The organism is Streptomyces sp. NPDC002680, assembly GCF_042889145.1.
In the GTDB taxonomy this organism is placed as follows: domain Bacteria; phylum Actinomycetota; class Actinomycetes; order Streptomycetales; family Streptomycetaceae; genus Streptomyces; species Streptomyces adonidis.
Map to the genome: position 1 here is coordinate 145,712 of NZ_JBIAQP010000002.1, position 16,469 is coordinate 162,180.

Here is a 16,469-nt window from a genome sequence, read left to right on the forward strand (position 1 = left end):
ACCGCTCGAAGGCCCCTGAAGGTTGCGGCGCCCGAATGTAAAGAGTTGGCAATGCGTCGCATTATCGCCTGCGGATAAAAACGGGCAAAGGCCACCCGGTCCGAAAGTCGGGTGAATCCTTGTGACGCGTTGCAGCCCTTTGTTCGCAAGGGTTCTGACGGACAGCGGACGGATGTGGGAGCGACTCGGCGAAAACCCGCGCAGAGTCCCTCCCGGACCCGGCAGGAGTAACCCGTACGAGGGACTCCCCGCACTCCTGCCCGTACTACTGGGCGGTGACGATCCGGACCGCCTTCGTGTCCTTCTCCGTGTCCTTCTCCGTGCCGACCGGGCGCCACTCGCTGTCGGTGTTGCCGGCCGTCCAGCGGCGGCCCGCGTACGTGACGTTCTCGATGTGCAGCGCGGAGGAGTTGGCCACCGCCCAGTGCGCCAGCTGCCAGCCGCGCTGCTGGACCGTCGTCCCCGTGGCCGTGTCGGTGTCCGAGGGCACCGGAAGCGTCACGGTGGAAGGGGCGGTGGGGGAGGGTGTGGGGGTGGCGGCCGTCTTCCGGCCCACCTCCGCGGCGGCCACGGTCAGCGCATCGCGGCCGAAGTCCCGTACGAGCGCCGCCCGTACGGCGTCCGGGCCGCCGGCCGGGGTGGTGTCCAGACGGCCCTGGCAGGTCAGGGTGGCCGCCGCGCGGCCGGTCAGGGCCGCCGCCAGCAGCGTGGCGTCCGGTTCGTGCTTCGCGTACGCCTCCGGGTAGCCGCTGCGCTGCACGCGCTGTGCGGCCACGGTGAGCGGGAGGCGCTCGTAGCCGGAGACCTTGACGAGGTGGTCGTAGAACTCGCCCGCCGAGTAGGTCGGGTCCAGGATCTCCTTCTCGGTGCCCCAGCCCTGCGAGGGGCGTTGCTGGAACAGGCCCAGTGAATCCCGGTCGCCGTGGGTGATGTTGCGCAGGCCCGACTCCTGGAGGGAGGTCGCCAGCGCGATGGCCACGGCCCGTTCGGGCAGCCCGCGCGCGGTGCCGACCGCGGTGATCGTCGCCGCGTTGACCGCCTGCTCGGGGGTGAACTCGTACGCCGTTCCGTCGCCGTCGGCCGAGACGACCTCGCAGGCCGGATCGCCGGTCCCGCCGGTGACGTACTGCACCGCGAGATAGCCCGCGACGGCGAGCAGGACCAGGAAGGACGCCCCACGACGGAGGAGGCGGCCACGACGCTTGCGGTGGGGGGACGGCTCCGGCATCCGTACAAGGTACTGGAGAGTAGGGTCCGCGGTTTCCGTGTTCGGTGAGGAGGGAGGTCGGAGGGTGGTCGGAAGGGGGTGAAGGGGTGGTGTGGGGGCGGTGTGGGGCTCTGCCCGTGCTGTGCCGGTGCTGTTCCCGCGCTGTGCGGTGGCGTGTCCGGGCGGCGCGTTAGGGTCGTCGTCATGGCCGATACACCGCTTGACCTCACGTTGGACGCCGCTCGCCTGACCGCGTGGCTCGTCGACTTCCCCTCGGAGAGCGGCAGCGAGAAGCCCCTCGCGGACGCGATCGAGACGGCTCTGCGCACCCTGCCGCACCTCACGGTCGAGCGGAACGGCAACAACGTCGTCGCCCGGACGAACCTGGGCCGCGCGGAGCGCGTGATCCTGGCCGGCCACATCGACACGGTGCCGATCGCCGACAACGTCCCCTCGCGGCTGGACGAGGACGGGGTGCTGTGGGGCTGCGGGACGTGCGACATGAAGTCGGGGGTCGCGGTGCAGCTGAGGATCGCGGCCACGGTGCCGGCGCCGAACAGGGACCTCACCTTCGTCTTCTACGACCAGGAAGAGGTCGCGGCCGAGCTGAACGGTCTCAAGCATGTCGCCGAGGCCCACCCGGAGTGGCTGGAGGGCGACTTCGCGGTGCTCCTCGAACCGTCCGACGGCCAGGTGGAGGGCGGCTGCCAGGGCACGCTGCGGGTGCTGCTGAAGACCTCGGGCGAGCGGGCCCACTCGGCGCGCAGCTGGATGGGCTCCAACGCGATCCACGCGGCGGCCCCGATCCTGGCCAAGCTGGCCTCGTACCAGCCGCGTTACCCGGTGATCGACGGCCTGGAGTACCGCGAGGGCCTGAACGCGGTCCGGATCGGCGGTGGGGTCGCGGGCAACGTCATCCCCGACGAGTGCGTGGTGACGGTCAACTTCCGCTACGCGCCCGACCGTTCGGAGGAGGAGGCGCTGGCGCACGTGCGGGAGGTCTTCGCGGACTGCGGGGTGACGGAGTTCGTCGTGGACGACCACGGCGGCGCGGCCCTGCCCGGCCTCTCCCACCCGGCTGCCGCGGCCTTCATCGAGGCGGTGGGCGGCACCCCGCAGCCCAAGTACGGCTGGACGGACGTGTCGCGCTTCAGCGCGCTCGGCATCCCGGCCGTCAACTACGGCCCCGGGAACCCGCACTTGGCGCACAAGCGGGACGAACGGGTGGAAACCGGAAAGATCCTGGCGGGCGAGGAACGGCTGCGGGCCTGGCTGACGTCATGACCCGGCAGGGGTACGGGCAGGTGGCCGGGGCGGCGCTTCATGGCGGACATGCCTACGTCCCCCGTCCGTAACCGGCGGAGATCTACGCTGAGGTGGAACCACAGCAAGCGGAGGAAGGGAGCGGCCATGGCTACCGGCAACCCCGAGGGCAGCAAGCAGCCACCGGAGGAGCAGCGGCTCGGACCGGTGCTGCGCAGGCGCGGGCAGGTCCAGGCGAGCACCACCGACCAGCGTCTCCTCGACGCGGGCGGTCCCTCCGACTGGGTCCACACGGACCCCTGGCGGGTGCTGCGCATCCAGTCGGAGTTCATCGAGGGCTTCGGCACGCTGGCCGAACTCCCGCCCGCGATCAGCGTGTTCGGGTCGGCGCGTACGAAGGTGGACTCGCCGGAGTACGAGGCGGGCGTCCGCCTCGGGCGGGGTCTGGTGGAGGCCGGGTTCGCGGTGATCACGGGTGGTGGGCCCGGGGCGATGGAGGCGGCGAACAAGGGGGCGTGCGAGGCGAAGGGCGTCTCGGTGGGGCTGGGCATCGAGCTGCCTTTCGAGCAGGGGCTGAACCCCTACGTCGACATCGGCCTCAACTTCCGCTACTTCTTCGTCCGCAAGATGATGTTCGTGAAGTACGCGCAGGGTTTCGTGGTCCTCCCCGGAGGCCTGGGCACCCTGGACGAACTCTTCGAGGCACTGACCCTGGTCCAGACCCAGAAGGTGACCCGCTTCCCGATCGTGCTGTTCGGCAGCGAGTACTGGGGCGGCCTGATCGACTGGCTCACGAACACCCTGATCGCCCAGGGCAAGGCGTCGGAGAAGGACCTGATGCTGTTCCACATCACGGACGACGTGGAGGAGGCGGTGGCGCTGGTGTCGAAGGAGGCGGGCCGCTAGGTTTTCGCCCCCGCCGCCCCTACCCGTCCCATCCTCGGGGGCGCTGCCCCCGAACCCCCGCTCCTCAAACGCCGGAGGGGCTGACTATCCAGCCCGTCCGGCGTTTGAGGACAAAGGGGGGGTCTGGGGGCGCAGCCCCCAGGGATGGGACGGGTAGGGGCGGCGGGGGCGAGGAAAAGCCCCTACGCCAGCCCCCTCCGGGCCACCGTCGGTGGGCGGTGGCCCGCGATCGATGTCACCATTTCCAGGACCTGGCGGGTCTCCGCGACCTCGTGGACGCGGTACACCCGCGCCCCCAGCCACATCGACACCGCCGTCGTCGCCAACGTCCCCACCAGCCGTTCCTTCACCGGCCGGTCCAACGTCTCGCCCACGAAATCCTTGTTGGACAGCGACACCAGCACAGGCCACCCCGTCGCCACCATCTCCCCCAACCGCCGAGTCGCCTCCAGACTGTGCCGCGTGTTCTTCCCGAAGTCGTGCCCGGGATCGATCATCACCGACTCCCGGGGCACCCCCAGCGACACCGCCCGCTCGGCCAGCCCGACGGTCACCCGGAGGATGTCGGCCATGACGTCGTCGTACGTCACCCGGTGCGGTCGGGTGCGCGGCTCGGCGCCGCCCGCGTGCGTGCACACCAACCCCACCCCGTACCGCCCCGCGACCTCCGCGAGCCGCGGATCGACGCCGCCCCACGCGTCGTTCAGCACATCGGCCCCCGCCTCGCACACGGCCTCGCCCACGTCCGCCCGCCAGGTGTCCACGCTGATGACCACGTCGGGGAACCGGCGCCGCACCTCCGCCACGAAGCCGACCGTCCGCCGCGCCTCCTCCTCCGCCGTCACCTCCTCGCCGGGTCCCGCCTTCACCCCGCCGATGTCGATGATGGCAGCACCCTCCGACACCGCCTGCTCCACGCGCGTGAGTGCGGGCTCGTCGCGGAAGGTGGCTCCCTGGTCGTAGAAGGAGTCCGGGGTCCGGTTCACGATCGCCATGATCACCGGCTCGTGCGCGCCGAATTCACGCCTGCCCAGTCTGAGCATCGCCTGTGACCTCTCCTAGTACGTTCCCGGTATTCGGCCGCCTGCGGCCATGACTGCCAGACTCGCATGGCACGATCGGACCCTGCCGCATTGGGCTGCGGCACTTCCGATTCACCTGGTCCACTTGATCCACCTGATCCGTCCGACCCTTCCGATCCATCCGATCCATCCGAATTCCGTGGGGACCCAGCGATGTTGATGTTCTTGTTCCTGGTCGTCGCGCTCGCCGTCGTGGTCGCCGCGGTGACGCTGGCCGTGGTGGGCGGCGGCGAGAACGCCGTCCTGCCGGAGACCGCGCCCGAGCGGCTCCAGGACCCGCTGCCGCTCGACCGCCCGGTCGACCGCGGCGACGTCGAGTCCCTCCGCTTCCCGGTCGCCGCCCGTGGCTACCGCATGTCGGACGTCGACGACGCGCTCACCCGCCTCGGTGCCGAACTCGCCGAGCGGGACGCCCGTATCGCCGACCTGGAGTCCGCGCTCTCCGGCGCCCAGGCCGCGTCGCGGGTCACCATGGACAAGCCGGCCCAGGGGAGCGAGCAGTGAGCGAGGCCCTCGCCGGGCCCGACGGCGCTCTGCGCTGCCCCTGGGCGCTGTCCACGGAGGACTACGTCGCGTACCACGACGAGGAGTGGGGGCGCCCGGTCCACGGCGACGAGGCCCTCTTCGAACGGCTCTCCCTGGAGGCCTTCCAGTCCGGCCTCTCCTGGATCACCATCCTGCGCCGCCGACCGGGCTTCCGTACCGCCTTCGCCGGCTTCAGGATCGCCTCCGTCGCGGCCTTCACGGACGCCGACCGCGAACGGCTCCTCGCCGACGCCGGCATCATCCGCAACCGCGCGAAGATCGACGCGACGATCGCCAACGCGCGCGTGCTCGCCGACTGGACCCCCGGGGAACTGGACGAACTGATCTGGTCCCACGCCCCGGACCCGGCCACCCGCCCGGTCCCCAAGACCCTCTCCGACGTCCCCGCGGTCACCGAAGAGTCGACCGCCCTGTCGAAGGCCCTGAAGAAGCGCGGCCTACGTTTCGTGGGCCCGACAACGGCGTACGCGCTCATGCAGGCGTGCGGCCTTGTCGACGACCACTTGGAAACGTGCGTAGCGAGAAGCGCGCCCTGAAGGGGCGCGGGGAACTGCGCGACCAGCCCCCACGGACCCGCAGCTCCCAATGGCGCGTACCACCCCAAAAAAGGAACTCTCACCGCCCCAAATACTTCGGCTTCTCCTTGTTGACGAACGCCTGCACCGCGATCGCGTGGTCCTCCGACGCGCCCGCCCGTCCCTGGAGTTCGTCCTCCTTCTCCAGGGTCTCCTCCAGGGAGTGGGAGAAGCCGTAGGCCACGGCCTCCTTGAGGGCCGCGTACGCCACCGTCGGGCCGTCGGCCAGGGCCCGTGCCGTCTTCTCGGCCTCGGCCCGCAGGTCCGCCGCAGGGACGACCCGGTTCGCGATGCCCAGCTCGTACGCCTCCTGCGCCTTGATGCTGCGCGGGAACAGGAGCAGGTCCGCGGCGCGCCCGGGGCCGACCACGCGCGGGAGGGTCCAGGAGACGCCCGAGTCGGCGGTCAGCGCCACGCCCGCGAACGACGTGTTGAAGGCCGCCGTGTCCGCGACGACCCGGTAGTCGGCGGCGAGCGCGAAGCCGAAGCCGGCTCCGGCCGCGACGCCGTTCACGCCCGCCACCACCGGCTTGGGCATGCCCGTCAGCGCCCGCACGATGGGGTTGTAGTGCTCGCGGACCGTCGTCATGGTCTGACCCGTGCCGGCCTCGCGGTCGGCCGCCAGCAGCCCGATGTGCTCCTTGAGGTCCTGGCCCACGCAGAACGCCCGGTCCCCGGCCGCGGTCAGCAGCACCGCCCGTACGGCGCCGTCCGTGGCCGCCGCCTGGACCGCCTCCCGGAGCGCGACCTTGGTCGCGATGCTCAGCGCGTTCATCGCCTCGGGGCGGTTCAGCGTGATCGTCGCCAGTCCCTCGTGCACCTCGTAGAGCACGGTGTCGGCCATGGGGGTCCCCTCCGGTGGGTGTCGCGGCTCGGTCGTCGCAGGACAGCATGGCGGAGATCGCGGTCCGAGGAGAGGGCGGGTCATGTGACCTGCGTCAAAGAATTCCCGTCCGTCCGGAGTCGGCGCGGGTCCGCGCGGCGGCGAAGTATCGCAGCCACATCGGCGAATTGAGTGGTTTTGATCGCGCGCGTTGCCCAAGCGATGCCGACTGATGTTGGTCATAGGGTCCTGAGATGCGGGATAATGGCTTGGAAGCAATGTGTTCGATGCCGGTGACGTTCGTCCCATGAGGGGATGGGCGTGCCCTCCTAAGGGGCCGTCGGCGACGATGAGCTGGTTTCAGGAAGGGGAACGAGCATGGCGGCCATGAAGCCGCGGACGGGCGATGGCCCGCTCGAGGTGACAAAGGAGGGGCGGGGCATCGTCATGCGCGTTCCGCTCGAAGGCGGCGGTCGGCTCGTCGTCGAGCTGACCCCTGACGAGGCCGACGCGCTGGGCGATGCCCTCAAGAAGGTCGTCGGCTGACGCGCGGACGCGTCCATACCCTTTCAGCTGCCCCGGCATCGTGAACACACGGTGCCGGGGCACTGTTTTGCCCGGGCCTCGCCGCCAGTGCTGCCCTCAGCGCTTGACCGCGCACAGCAGACCGTCGCCCACGGGCAGCAGGGACGACACCAGCTCCTGGCTCTCGCGCACCGCGCGCAGCAGCTCGCGCAGCCGTATGACCTCGGTGGGCTGGGGCCCCGAATCGACCGTCCTGCCATTGGCGAAGACGCCCTCGAAGACCACCAGGCCACCCGTACGGAGCAGACGCAACGATTCAGCTAGGTAGTCGAGGCTCTCCAGCCGGTCGCCGTCGCAGAAGACGAGGTCGTAGCCGGCGTCCGCGAGCCGGGGCAGCACGTCCAGGGCGCGGCCCGGGATGAAGCGGGCGCGGTTGCTGGCGAAGCCGGACGCGCGGAAGGCCTGACGGGCGAACTGCTGGTGCTCGGGCTCGGGGTCGACCGTCGTCAGGACCCCGTCCGCGCGCATGCCCTGCAGGAGGTACATGCCCGAGACGCCCGTCCCGGTCCCGATCTCCGCCACCGCCTTCGCGTCCACGGAGGCGGCCAGCAGCCGTAGCGCGGCGCCCGTGCTGGGCGCCACCGAGCGCAGCCCTGCCTCGCGGGCCCGGTCACGGGCCCAGCGCAGTGCTTCGTCCTCGGCGACAAAGGCGTCGGCGAACGCCCAGCTCGTCTGCCGGTTGCCGGTAATGACCCTCTCCTGTCCCCGCAGTTGCCTGGGCGTGACTGTATCCGTTGCGGCCGGGAACCCGCAGATGGGACCGGGCGTTTAGAGGGTGTGGGACGAGGTGGGGCAGACAGGGAGAGGACCGGGAAGGACATGGCGGCGCAGCAGTATCAGCGCAGATCAATTTCTCGTAAAACCGCTTATCCGGAGCTAACGGGCGAGGTGGCTATGGTAGGTGCTCCACTGGTCACCACCAGAGCCGACAGGGGAGGTGCGGCTGCACCTGTGGATCGGGGAGGAGCGCTCAGGCGCCTTCTCGGATCAGCGGGCAGGCCGAAATCCGTGAACAACACTGCTGCTGACCCCAGCCACGCCGCTGACCGAGCCCAGACCGCGACCTTCTCCACCGACGCGGACGGGCAGGCGTGGACTCCGCCCACGTGGGAGGAGATCGTCAGCACGCACAGCGGCCGCGTCTACCGCCTGGCATACCGCCTGACCGGCAACCAGCACGACGCCGAGGACCTCACGCAGGAGGTCTTCGTCCGCGTCTTCCGCTCGCTGTCGACGTACACGCCCGGCACCTTCGAGGGCTGGCTGCACCGCATCACCACCAACCTCTTCCTGGACATGGTCCGCCGCAAGCAGCGCATCCGTTTCGACGCCCTCGGCGACGACGCGGCCGAGCGTCTGCCCAGCCGTGAGCCGTCTCCGCAGCAGGTCTTCAACGACGCGCACTTCGACGCGGACGTCCAGCAGGCGCTGGACACCCTCGCGCCCGAGTTCCGCGCCGCCGTCGTCCTGTGCGACATCGAGGGACTGTCGTACGAGGAGATCGCCGCGACTCTCGGCGTGAAGCTCGGCACCGTCCGCTCCCGTATCCACCGAGGCCGTTCCCAGCTCCGCAAGGCCCTCGCGCACCGCTCTCCGGAGGCCCGTGCCGAGCGCCGCTTCGCGGTGCCACGGGTGGCCGCGCTGGGAGGAGGGGGCGCGAGCGCGTGAGTGGATCACGGCCGTACTCTGCCGAGCGTCGCCTCGCCGAGCAGCATTTGGGAGACCGCCTCTCCGCCCTTGTGGACGGAGAACTCGGTCATGAGACGCGGGAACGCGTCCTGGCGCATCTGGCCACCTGTCCGAAGTGCAAGTCGGAGGCCGACGCACAGCGCCGTCTGAAGAACGTCTTCGCGGAGATGGCCCCGCCACCGCCCTCCGAGAGCTTCCTGGCCCGCCTCCAGGGCCTCCCTGGCGGAGGTGATTCCGACTCCGGCGGCTCACCGCTGGGCGGGGGAGGGTTCACCGACGGGCTTTCCGCGTTCCCCGGGGGACCGGGAGTCGGCTCGGGAGTCTTCGGGGTGAGAGGCGAAGGGTTCGGGTACGTTCCGGCCCGGCCGCACACCCCCGTCCTCCCGTCGTCCGCCCCCGGCCGGGGTTTCCGTATCCATGACGTCGGCCGTCACGACGCCGACCGCTCGTCCTCGCGCGGCCTGCGGTTCGCGTTCGCCGCCGCCGGTGCGGTGTCGCTGGCCGCGATCGCGCTGGGCGGGGTGTCGACGGGCGTTCCCGGTGACACGGCTGAGGCCCGGGGCACCTCCGGGGGCAGCAATGTGACGCCGATGCGTCCGCAGGGCGGGGGAGCCGCGACGGCTCCCGACAGCCAGCGCCGCCGCTCGGTCGGCCCGCTGCTCTCGCAGGGGTTCGGGCAGGGGACGTTCGGGCAGGCGCCGGTGGCGTCGACGGGGGCGTCCGCGCCCTTGCTGCCCGGTGTGCCGGCACCGGCCTCCGGGGGCCGGGAGCGCGCGGCCATGCATCCGCTGACCACACCGGTCGTGGCAGCCGCCGCGGTGCTGTCCCCGCTGATACGCCCGCTGGAGGCCCCGCAGGTCGCCCTGACCTCCTGGTCGACGGCGCCCGAAGTGGCCGTCCAGGGCCTGCTCATGGCACCGGCGCCCGACTCGTCCCCCTCACCGTCCCCTTCCTCCTCGGACACCGTCCGCTGACCCCACGAACCTGGTTGAATCCGAGGTGCGGGCCGCACAACGGCGGGCCAGGTGTGGGGAGAGCATGAACGAGGGGAAGCCCGCGAAGGCCAAGTGGTGGAACCGGCCTCAGGAGGAATCGGCGCTGCCGGGTCAGGAGGCGTCGGTTTCCGGCCAGGAGGTTTCGGCCGCCGAAGGGGGCTCGGCTTCCGAGCGGGGCTCGGTCGCCGAGGGGGGTTTGGCCGCCGAGGCGCGGCTGTCCTCCGAGGAAGGTGTGGCTTCCGCAGAGGTTGTGGCGGGGGCCGCCGGTGACGGCGACTTCGAGCTGTCGCCGCCCGCGACGGTGCCTGGAGCGTCGGACTCGTCCGGAGTGCCTGGAGTACCTGAAGCCGCGCCCGCCGCTCATCCGGACCTTCCGCCCGGACCGCCGCCCCAGCCCCTCCACGACCCCGACTCCGATCCCTACAGCACCCCGCCCTACGGCCATCCCGGCCCCTGGGCGCCCGCTCCGCCGGTTCAGCACCCCGCGATGACCCCGGCGCACGGAACGGCCGTACCGGGGCCGCTGACGCCCCAGGGGCTGTCCGGCGTACCGGAAGACGTGTCCGACGTACCCGAGGCTCCTGTCGGCCCTCCCGGGACCGGCTCCGGCTCCGACCCCTGGCAGCGCTACGACCCTTGGTCGGCCTCGCCCCTGCGGTCCCTCCAGCCCCTCCAGCAGAACGGGGCCGCCCCCGTCGACGCCCGGCCGGGGGCGCGGAAGCGTGGGCTGGTGGTCGGGGCCGTGGTGATCGCGCTGCTTTCGGGGGGCGTCGGGGGCGCCGTCGGGTCGTATCTGGAGCGGCACGGCGGGGACGGCGACCGCATTCAGCTGCCGCAGGCCGCGAGCGACGAGTCCGTCGGGCGGGCCCCGGACAGCGTGGCCGGGATCGCCGCGCGTGCCCTGCCCAGCGTGGTGACGCTGCATGTGCGCGGGGACGGGGCAGAGGCCACCGGGACCGGGTTCGTGCTCGACGGCCGGGGACACATCCTCACCAACAACCACGTCGTCGAACCCGCCGGTGCCGACGGCGCGATAACCGTGACCTTCAGCGGCGGCGAGACCGCCGAGGCCGAGGTCGTCGGACGGGACAGCGGATACGACCTGGCCGTCGTCAAGGTGAACGACGTCGACGGGCTCCAGCCGGTGGTCCTCGGGAACTCCGACAACGTGGCCGTGGGCGACCCAGTCGTGGCCATCGGAGCCCCCTTCGACCTCGCCAACACCGTCACCTCCGGCATCATCAGCGCCAAGGAACGGCCCATCACCGCAGGCGGCGAGAGCGGGGACGGCAGCGACGTGTCGTACGTCGACGCGCTCCAGACCGACGCGCCCATCAACCCGGGCAACTCCGGCGGGCCGCTGCTCGACGCCCGGGCCCGCGTCGTCGGGATCAACTCCGCGATCCGCTCCGCCGACAGCGCCTCGGGGCTGGACGGCACCCAGTCCGGGTCGATCGGGCTCGGCTTCGCCATACCCATCAACCAGGGCAAACGCGTCGCCGAGGAACTGATCAACACCGGGAGAGCGACCCACCCCGTCATCGGCGTCACCCTCGACATGGACTACTCCGGCGACGGCGCGCGCGTCGGCACCGAGGGAAACGACGGCGAGCCCGCGGTCACCACCGGCGGTCCCGGCGACCGGGCGGGCCTGGAGGCCGGCGACATCATCACCGAGGTCGACGGGCGGCGCGTCCACTCCGGCGAGGAACTGATCGTCAAGATCCGCGCCCACCGCCCCGGCGACCGGCTCGAACTGTCCCTGCTGCGCGGCGGCAGGGAGCGGACGATCTCCCTCGTCCTGGGCTCCTCCGGCGGTAACTGACAGAAACGTCACAGGTGGCGGGCCCGTAGGGCCTCCCACTAGGCAAACATCCCGGAAAACCGGTCGTGTACACCCACTCTTGGGCCCCCGGACGGTACCGGTGGGACAGGATGGCCGGGTACCGTGGAACCGGCCCGGACCACGGAAGACCGCGAAGACCGCACGGACCACCGAGGGCCGAGGACCGAGGACTCGCAAGGAGCTTCAGGTGTTCAATGACATAGGACCGCTCGAGCTGGTGACGCTCGTGCTCCTCGCTGTGCTCGTCTTCGGTCCGGAGAAGCTTCCGAAGATGATCCAGGACGTCACGCGCACCATCCGCAAGATCCGGGAGTTCTCGGAGGGCGCGAAGCAGGACATCCGCCAGGAGCTGGGCCCGGAGTTCAAGGACTTCGAGTTCGAGGACCTGAACCCCAAGACGTTCATCCGCAAGCAGCTGGACAACGACGAGCTGGGGCTCAAGGAGATCCGCAACGGCTTCGACCTGAAGAAGGAGATGGCCGAGGTCACGGACGCGGTTCACGGCCGCGACGCCGACTCGTCCTCGTCCTCCTCCTCGTCGTCCTCCGGTACTTCCGGCGGCACCGTCGACATGACGAAGAAGCCCGAGCCGGACGAGCGCCCGCCCTACGACGCGGACGCCACCTGATCGTCGTACGCCCGCGTGCACATGTCCGTGCGCGCGTGACGCGATTCATACTCCGACCGGGCCCCTGAGGGCCCGATCCGGACGTCCGCACGGCTCGCGCGCCGGGTGCTTTCCCTGCTGTTCGGAGCGGTGTGGCTATGCTGCCGAGTTGTTGTGGGACCGGACGAGTACGCCCGAAGGGGGGCGGGCCGTCCGGGCCGACGAGAACGAGGAGGCGTCCGGGTACATGGAGACGACAAGTCGGGTGGGCGCACAGGCGCCGGCCGCGGAGGGCGGACAACAGGTCCCCTCCGCCCGGCGCACGGTTGACGGCTATCTGCTGGCGCCCTTCCCTTGGTACGGCCTCGACGAGGCCTTCACGGGACCGCGCTGGCTGATGCAGGTGGGTACGGCGGCCGACGGTGCCGTCGAGCACGGTTCGATCGGGCACGGCGACGAACCCTCCGTACGGCACGAGGCCATGGGGGAGGACAAGGAGCGGTTCGCGGTGGTCGTCACCGTGGCCGCGAACCCCGTACGGCGCAGTGCGGACGGGACGGGGCTGCTGGAGGCCACCTCGGTGTCGTCGGCGGCCTGGCTGGCCGGGGTGGGGCTGCTGTCCTTCACCTGGCCCGGGCAGATGGACCACACCCTGCGGGACGACTGGCTCGACCAGCAGACGGAGACGGCGTGGGTCCTCGCGGACGATCTCGGCGGTTCTGACTGGTCGACGTTGTCCCTGCCGGTGGATGGCGTGCCTACGCCGTTCCACTACCGGGAGTCGGAGTTCGGGTGGGTGCTGGCCGGGTCGACCCAGGAGGGCGTGCATGTGGGGGCGTACGGGCGGGGGATGAGTGCGTACGGGCTTGGCTTCGCCATGATCAAGGATATTGGCGTGTACGCGTGAGGTTTGGGGCGCCGCTTGTTTTGCGGCGCCCCATTGCTGTGGGCTTCAGGTGCGTGGGCAGCTGCGGCCCGGTGGGGGCTTGTCGCGCAGTTCCCCGCGCCCCTAAAAGCCAAAAGCCAAAGGCCAAGACCCCGCTTACCCCCGTTAGAACTTGTTCCGTGGGGTGATGCCCAGGGACATGCCCGACAGGCCCCGCTGCCTGCCGCCCAGCTTGCCCGCGATCGCGCGGAGGGATGCGCCCGCCGGGGAGTCGGGGTCGGAGAGGACGACCGGTTTGCCGTCGTCGCCGCCCTCTCGGAGGCGGACGTCGATGGGGATGGAGCCGAGGACCGGGACCGACGCTCCCGTGGTCCTGGTGAGGCCGTCGGCGACGCTCTGGCCGCCGCCCGTGCCGAAGACGTCGACCATCTCGCCGCAGTGCGGGCAGGGCAGGCCGGCCATGTTCTCGACCACGCCGACGATCTTCTGGTGGGTCTGGACGGCGATGGAGCCCGCCCGCTCGGCCACCTCGGCCGCCGCCTGCTGAGGCGTCGTCACGACGAGGATCTCGGCGTTCGGGACCAGCTGGGCGACGGAGATGGCGATGTCGCCCGTGCCCGGCGGGAGGTCCAGGAGCAGGACGTCCAGATCGCCCCAGTACACGTCCGCCAGGAACTGCTGGAGGGCCCTGTGGAGCATCGGGCCGCGCCAGACCACCGGGGCGTTGCCCGGGGTGAACATGCCGATGGAGATGACCTTCACGCCGTGCGAGGACGGCGGCATGATCATGTTCTCGACCTGGGTCGGACTGCCCTCCACGCCGAGCATGCGCGGCACGCTGTGGCCGTAGATGTCGGCGTCGACCACACCCACCTTGAGGCCGTCGGCCGCCATCGCCGCCGCCAGGTTGACGGTGACCGACGACTTGCCGACGCCGCCCTTGCCGGACGCGACCGCGTACACGCGCGTGAGGGAGCCCGGTTTGGCGAAGGGGACCTCGCGCTCGGCCTGGCCGCCGCGCAGGGCGGACGCCAGGTCCTTGCGCTGGCTGTCGCTCATGACGTCCAGCTCGACGTCGACGCGCGTGACGCCCTCGACCCGCGAGACCGCCTCCGTCACGTTCTTCGTGATCGTCTCGCGCATCGGGCAGCCGGAGACCGTCAGGTACACCGCGACCGCGACCGCCCCGTCCGCGCCGACGACCACCGACTTCACCATCCCCAGCTCGGTGATGGGTCGCTGGATCTCGGGGTCGTTCACCGTCGCCAGTGCTTCACGCACCGCGTCTTCCGTAGCCATAACCACGATGGTACGGCGCCGCACACAGCGCCCGGAAAGCCCGTCACCGGTCTTCTACGTCACGCCCCCGCGGCCGTTCTGCCGGGAATACACCGGGTCGGTCCTGCGGCTTGTCCGCGTACCGCTCCTCGTACCGGTCCTCCAGCTCCTTGACCAGGTCCTGCAGCTCGGAGCGGATCCAGTCCCGGGTGGCGACCTCGCCCAGCCCCGCGCGCAGCGAGGCGATCTCGCGGGTCAGGTACTCGGTGTCGGCGATCGACCGCTCGTTCTGCTTCCGGTCCTGTTCGAGGTTGACGCGGTCGCGGTCGTCCTGCCGGTTCTGCGCGAGCAGGATCAGCGGGGCCGCGTAGGACGCCTGGAGGGACAGCATCAGCGTCAGGAAGATGAACGGGTAGTGGTCGAAGCGCAGGTCACGCGGGGCGCTCACGTTCCACAGCACCCACAGGATGATGACGACCGTCATCCAGACGATGAACCGCCCGGTGCCCAGGAAGCGTGCGATGCGCTCGGACAGCCGTCCGAAGGCCTCGGGGTCGTACTCGGGCAGCAGCCGGCGGCGAGGGGCGCGCGGCTGGTCGAGCCGGACCCGGGAACGGCCGGTGGCGGTGGCACCGGTGGCCGCGCGCTCGCGCGTACCGGACTCGCGCTCAGGAGTCATGGCCACCCGTCCCCTCGGCAGCGGAAGGCGCCGCGCTCTCGTCGAGGTGGAACTCGGTCTCCCGCCAGTCCTCGGGCAGCATGTGGTCGAGTACGTCGTCCACGGTCACCGCGCCCAGCAGCGACCCGCTCTCGTCGACCACCGGCGCCGCCACCATGTCGTACGTCGCGAAGAACCCCGCGACGACCGGCAGTTCGGCGTCCGGGGAGAGCGGTTGCAGGTCGTCGTCGACCAGCGAGCCGACCAGGGTGTACGGGGGGTCGCGCAGCAGCCGCTGGAAGTGGACGGCGCCCAGATACTTGCCGGTCGGCGTCTCGTCCGGCGGACGGCACACGTACACCTGGGCGGCGAGCGCGGGGGAGAGGTCGGGCTCGCGGATCCGGGCCAGCGCGTCGGCGACGGTCGCGTCGGGGCGCAGCACGATCGGTTCGGTCGTCATGAGCCCGCCCGCCGTGTCCTCGCGGTACGCCATCAGTCGGCGCATGTCGGCCGCGTCGGAGGGCTGCATCAGGCTCAGCAGGCGCTCCTGGTCGTCCTCGGGCAGCTCGCCGAGCAGGTCGGCGGCGTCGTCCGGGTCCATCGCCTCCAGGACGTCGGCGGCGCGTTCCTCCTTGAGCTTGCCGAGGATCTCGATCTGGTCGTCCTCGGGCAGCTCTTCGAGCACGTCGGCCAGCCGGTCGTCGTCGAGGGCGGCGGCCACCTCGGCGCGCCGTTTCGGCGAGAGGTGGTGCAGGACGTTGGCGAGGTCGGCGGGGCGCAGCTGCTCGAAGGTGGCGAGGAGGCTCTCGGCGCCCTGTTCGTCCTCCTCCAGGGAGAACCCGGTGACGGCGGACCAGTCGACGGTCAGCGTCTCGCCGGTGTTGCGCCGGAAGGCTCCGCCGCGGCCCTTCTTCCGTACGAAGACCCGGTCGATCTCCCAGTCGCGGCGGGCCGGCAGCTGTCGTACCGCCACATCCAGGACGGTGACCTCTTCGCCGGTCTCGCCGAGGGTGACGCGCCGGTCGAGGAGTTCGCCGAGGACGAGCCGCTCGGTGGGGCGCTGTTCGAAGCGCCGGACGTTCAGCACGCCCGTCGTGATGACCTGGCCGGACTCGATGCCGGTGACGCGGGTCATGGGCATGAACACACGGCGCCGGGTGGTCAGTTCGACGACCAGCCCGAGCAGCCGGGGCGGGCGGTGACTGACGCGCAGCATGGCGACGAGGTCGCGCACCCGGCCCACCTGGTCGCCGTTCGGGTCGAAGACGGCCGTACCGGCGAGGTGCGAGACGAAGACACGGGGTGAGCCTGCGGCCATGCCGTGCCTCCTGTCTCGTTGTGCGCTGCGGGAAGCGCGTCGGACTGTGTCCGCAGGTATCCGAATTGCCTGCTCGGATGCGCTTCAGGCTAGCCCGTCCGGTTCGCCTCCGCCCTGGTGGGGGGTCCGGACGGACTGGCTCCGCCGGGGCCCGACGGCACCGGTACGCTGCCGTCCACACCCCTCAGGACACCCGTACGAGAGG

General features: G+C 71.0%; 17 protein-coding genes. 10 read left to right on the forward strand and 7 right to left on the reverse strand.

The window, feature by feature from the left end; genetic code table 11:
- Nucleotides 1–265: 265 nt before the first annotated feature.
- Entirely contained in the window at nt 266–1,228 is a 963-nt protein-coding gene (locus ACFYXF_RS07245; RefSeq protein ID WP_389348592.1) for a heavy metal transporter, read from the reverse strand.
- A gap of 183 nt (nt 1,229–1,411) precedes the next feature.
- Between ACFYXF_RS07245 and dapE the strand changes: the two genes are divergently transcribed.
- Nucleotides 1,412–2,491, forward strand: coding sequence for a succinyl-diaminopimelate desuccinylase (gene dapE, locus ACFYXF_RS07250; RefSeq protein ID WP_389348593.1), 1,080 nt, complete (start codon nt 1,412–1,414; stop codon nt 2,489–2,491).
- Nucleotides 2,492–2,617: 126 nt separating this feature from the next.
- Entirely contained in the window at nt 2,618–3,376 is a 759-nt protein-coding gene (locus ACFYXF_RS07255; protein ID WP_389348594.1) for a TIGR00730 family Rossman fold protein, read from the forward strand.
- Nucleotides 3,377–3,558: 182 nt separating this feature from the next.
- Here the strand turns inward: ACFYXF_RS07255 and folP are convergent, their stop codons facing one another.
- Nucleotides 3,559–4,419, reverse strand: a complete 861-nt coding sequence (folP, locus tag ACFYXF_RS07260) for a dihydropteroate synthase (RefSeq protein ID WP_389348595.1) — start codon at nt 4,417–4,419, stop codon at nt 3,559–3,561.
- A gap of 192 nt (nt 4,420–4,611) precedes the next feature.
- Between folP and ACFYXF_RS07265 the strand changes: the two genes are divergently transcribed.
- Both ACFYXF_RS07265 and ACFYXF_RS07270 read left to right on the forward strand, forming a co-directional pair.
- A complete protein-coding gene (locus ACFYXF_RS07265; protein WP_389348596.1) occupies nt 4,612–4,962 on the forward strand; it encodes a DivIVA domain-containing protein in 351 nt (116 codons plus the stop codon).
- On the forward strand, nt 4,959–5,540 hold the full coding sequence (locus ACFYXF_RS07270) for a DNA-3-methyladenine glycosylase I (RefSeq protein ID WP_389348597.1): 582 nt from the start codon (nt 4,959–4,961) through the stop codon (nt 5,538–5,540). Before ACFYXF_RS07265 ends, ACFYXF_RS07270 begins: the two co-directional genes overlap by 4 nt.
- A 79-nt stretch (nt 5,541–5,619) precedes the next feature.
- Here the strand turns inward: ACFYXF_RS07270 and ACFYXF_RS07275 are convergent, their stop codons facing one another.
- Complete coding sequence (locus tag ACFYXF_RS07275) at nt 5,620–6,423, reverse strand: enoyl-CoA hydratase/isomerase family protein (RefSeq protein WP_389348598.1); 804 nt, start codon at nt 6,421–6,423, stop codon at nt 5,620–5,622.
- Between the two features lie 357 nt (nt 6,424–6,780).
- Here ACFYXF_RS07275 and ACFYXF_RS07280 point away from each other — a divergent pair, with 357 nt between their 5' ends.
- Nucleotides 6,781–6,948 (forward strand): DUF3117 domain-containing protein, encoded by a 168-nt coding sequence (locus ACFYXF_RS07280; RefSeq protein ID WP_003966491.1) that lies wholly within the window; start codon nt 6,781–6,783, stop codon nt 6,946–6,948.
- Between the two features lie 96 nt (nt 6,949–7,044).
- Here the strand turns inward: ACFYXF_RS07280 and ACFYXF_RS07285 are convergent, their stop codons facing one another.
- Nucleotides 7,045–7,743 (reverse strand): O-methyltransferase, encoded by a 699-nt coding sequence (locus tag ACFYXF_RS07285; protein ID WP_369034947.1) that lies wholly within the window; start codon nt 7,741–7,743, stop codon nt 7,045–7,047.
- Nucleotides 7,744–7,881: 138 nt separating this feature from the next.
- On the opposite strand from ACFYXF_RS07285, the gene sigE reads away from it, so the two are divergent.
- From sigE to ACFYXF_RS07310, 5 genes are all read left to right on the forward strand, one after another.
- A complete protein-coding gene (gene sigE / locus ACFYXF_RS07290) occupies nt 7,882–8,655 on the forward strand; it encodes an RNA polymerase sigma factor SigE (protein WP_235475024.1) in 774 nt (257 codons plus the stop codon).
- A complete protein-coding gene (locus ACFYXF_RS07295; RefSeq protein WP_389348599.1) occupies nt 8,652–9,650 on the forward strand; it encodes an anti-sigma factor family protein in 999 nt (332 codons plus the stop codon). Before sigE ends, ACFYXF_RS07295 begins: the two co-directional genes overlap by 4 nt.
- A gap of 64 nt (nt 9,651–9,714) precedes the next feature.
- Nucleotides 9,715–11,496 carry a trypsin-like peptidase domain-containing protein gene (locus ACFYXF_RS07300; RefSeq protein WP_389348600.1) on the forward strand — a complete coding sequence of 594 codons (1,782 nt, stop codon included), beginning with the start codon at nt 9,715–9,717 and terminating at the stop codon, nt 11,494–11,496.
- 208 nt (nt 11,497–11,704) lie between these two features.
- A complete protein-coding gene (locus tag ACFYXF_RS07305; protein WP_389348601.1) occupies nt 11,705–12,145 on the forward strand; it encodes a sec-independent translocase in 441 nt (146 codons plus the stop codon).
- A gap of 226 nt (nt 12,146–12,371) precedes the next feature.
- Nucleotides 12,372–13,031: a hypothetical protein gene (locus ACFYXF_RS07310; RefSeq protein ID WP_389348602.1), complete on the forward strand. Its 660-nt coding sequence runs from the start codon at nt 12,372–12,374 to the stop codon at nt 13,029–13,031.
- Between the two features lie 144 nt (nt 13,032–13,175).
- Here the strand turns inward: ACFYXF_RS07310 and ACFYXF_RS07315 are convergent, their stop codons facing one another.
- The 3 genes from ACFYXF_RS07315 to ACFYXF_RS07325 are packed head-to-tail and all read right to left on the reverse strand — an operon-like array spanning nt 13,176 to nt 16,264.
- Nucleotides 13,176–14,309 carry an Mrp/NBP35 family ATP-binding protein gene (locus ACFYXF_RS07315; RefSeq protein WP_389348603.1) on the reverse strand — a complete coding sequence of 378 codons (1,134 nt, stop codon included), beginning with the start codon at nt 14,307–14,309 and terminating at the stop codon, nt 13,176–13,178.
- Nucleotides 14,310–14,352: 43 nt separating this feature from the next.
- A complete protein-coding gene (locus ACFYXF_RS07320; protein ID WP_389348604.1) occupies nt 14,353–14,967 on the reverse strand; it encodes a DUF1003 domain-containing protein in 615 nt (204 codons plus the stop codon).
- The gene (locus tag ACFYXF_RS07325) at nt 14,957–16,264 is read right to left on the reverse strand and encodes a magnesium transporter MgtE N-terminal domain-containing protein (protein WP_389348605.1); all 1,308 of its coding nucleotides are present in this window, start codon (nt 16,262–16,264) and stop codon (nt 14,957–14,959) included. Before ACFYXF_RS07325 ends, ACFYXF_RS07320 begins: the two co-directional genes overlap by 11 nt.
- Between the last annotated feature and the right edge of the window lie 205 nt (nt 16,265–16,469).

What these genes read in the sequence shown, in the direction of transcription:
- ACFYXF_RS07245 (WP_389348592.1), bottom strand. Translation starts at nt 1,228, where the DNA reads ATGCCGGAGCCGTCCCCCCACCGCAAGCGTCGTGGCCGCCTCCTCCGT.
- dapE (WP_389348593.1), top strand. Translation starts at nt 1,412, where the DNA reads ATGGCCGATACACCGCTTGACCTCACGTTGGACGCCGCTCGCCTGACC.
- ACFYXF_RS07255 (WP_389348594.1), top strand. Translation starts at nt 2,618, where the DNA reads ATGGCTACCGGCAACCCCGAGGGCAGCAAGCAGCCACCGGAGGAGCAG.
- folP (WP_389348595.1), bottom strand. Translation starts at nt 4,419, where the DNA reads ATGCTCAGACTGGGCAGGCGTGAATTCGGCGCGCACGAGCCGGTGATC.
- ACFYXF_RS07265 (WP_389348596.1), top strand. Translation starts at nt 4,612, where the DNA reads ATGTTGATGTTCTTGTTCCTGGTCGTCGCGCTCGCCGTCGTGGTCGCC.
- ACFYXF_RS07275 (WP_389348598.1), bottom strand. Translation starts at nt 6,423, where the DNA reads ATGGCCGACACCGTGCTCTACGAGGTGCACGAGGGACTGGCGACGATC.
- ACFYXF_RS07280 (WP_003966491.1), top strand. Translation starts at nt 6,781, where the DNA reads ATGGCGGCCATGAAGCCGCGGACGGGCGATGGCCCGCTCGAGGTGACA.
- sigE (WP_235475024.1), top strand. Translation starts at nt 7,882, where the DNA reads ATGGTAGGTGCTCCACTGGTCACCACCAGAGCCGACAGGGGAGGTGCG.
- ACFYXF_RS07300 (WP_389348600.1), top strand. Translation starts at nt 9,715, where the DNA reads ATGAACGAGGGGAAGCCCGCGAAGGCCAAGTGGTGGAACCGGCCTCAG.
- ACFYXF_RS07310 (WP_389348602.1), top strand. Translation starts at nt 12,372, where the DNA reads ATGGAGACGACAAGTCGGGTGGGCGCACAGGCGCCGGCCGCGGAGGGC.
- ACFYXF_RS07315 (WP_389348603.1), bottom strand. Translation starts at nt 14,309, where the DNA reads ATGGCTACGGAAGACGCGGTGCGTGAAGCACTGGCGACGGTGAACGAC.
- ACFYXF_RS07320 (WP_389348604.1), bottom strand. Translation starts at nt 14,967, where the DNA reads ATGACTCCTGAGCGCGAGTCCGGTACGCGCGAGCGCGCGGCCACCGGT.
- ACFYXF_RS07325 (WP_389348605.1), bottom strand. Translation starts at nt 16,264, where the DNA reads ATGGCCGCAGGCTCACCCCGTGTCTTCGTCTCGCACCTCGCCGGTACG.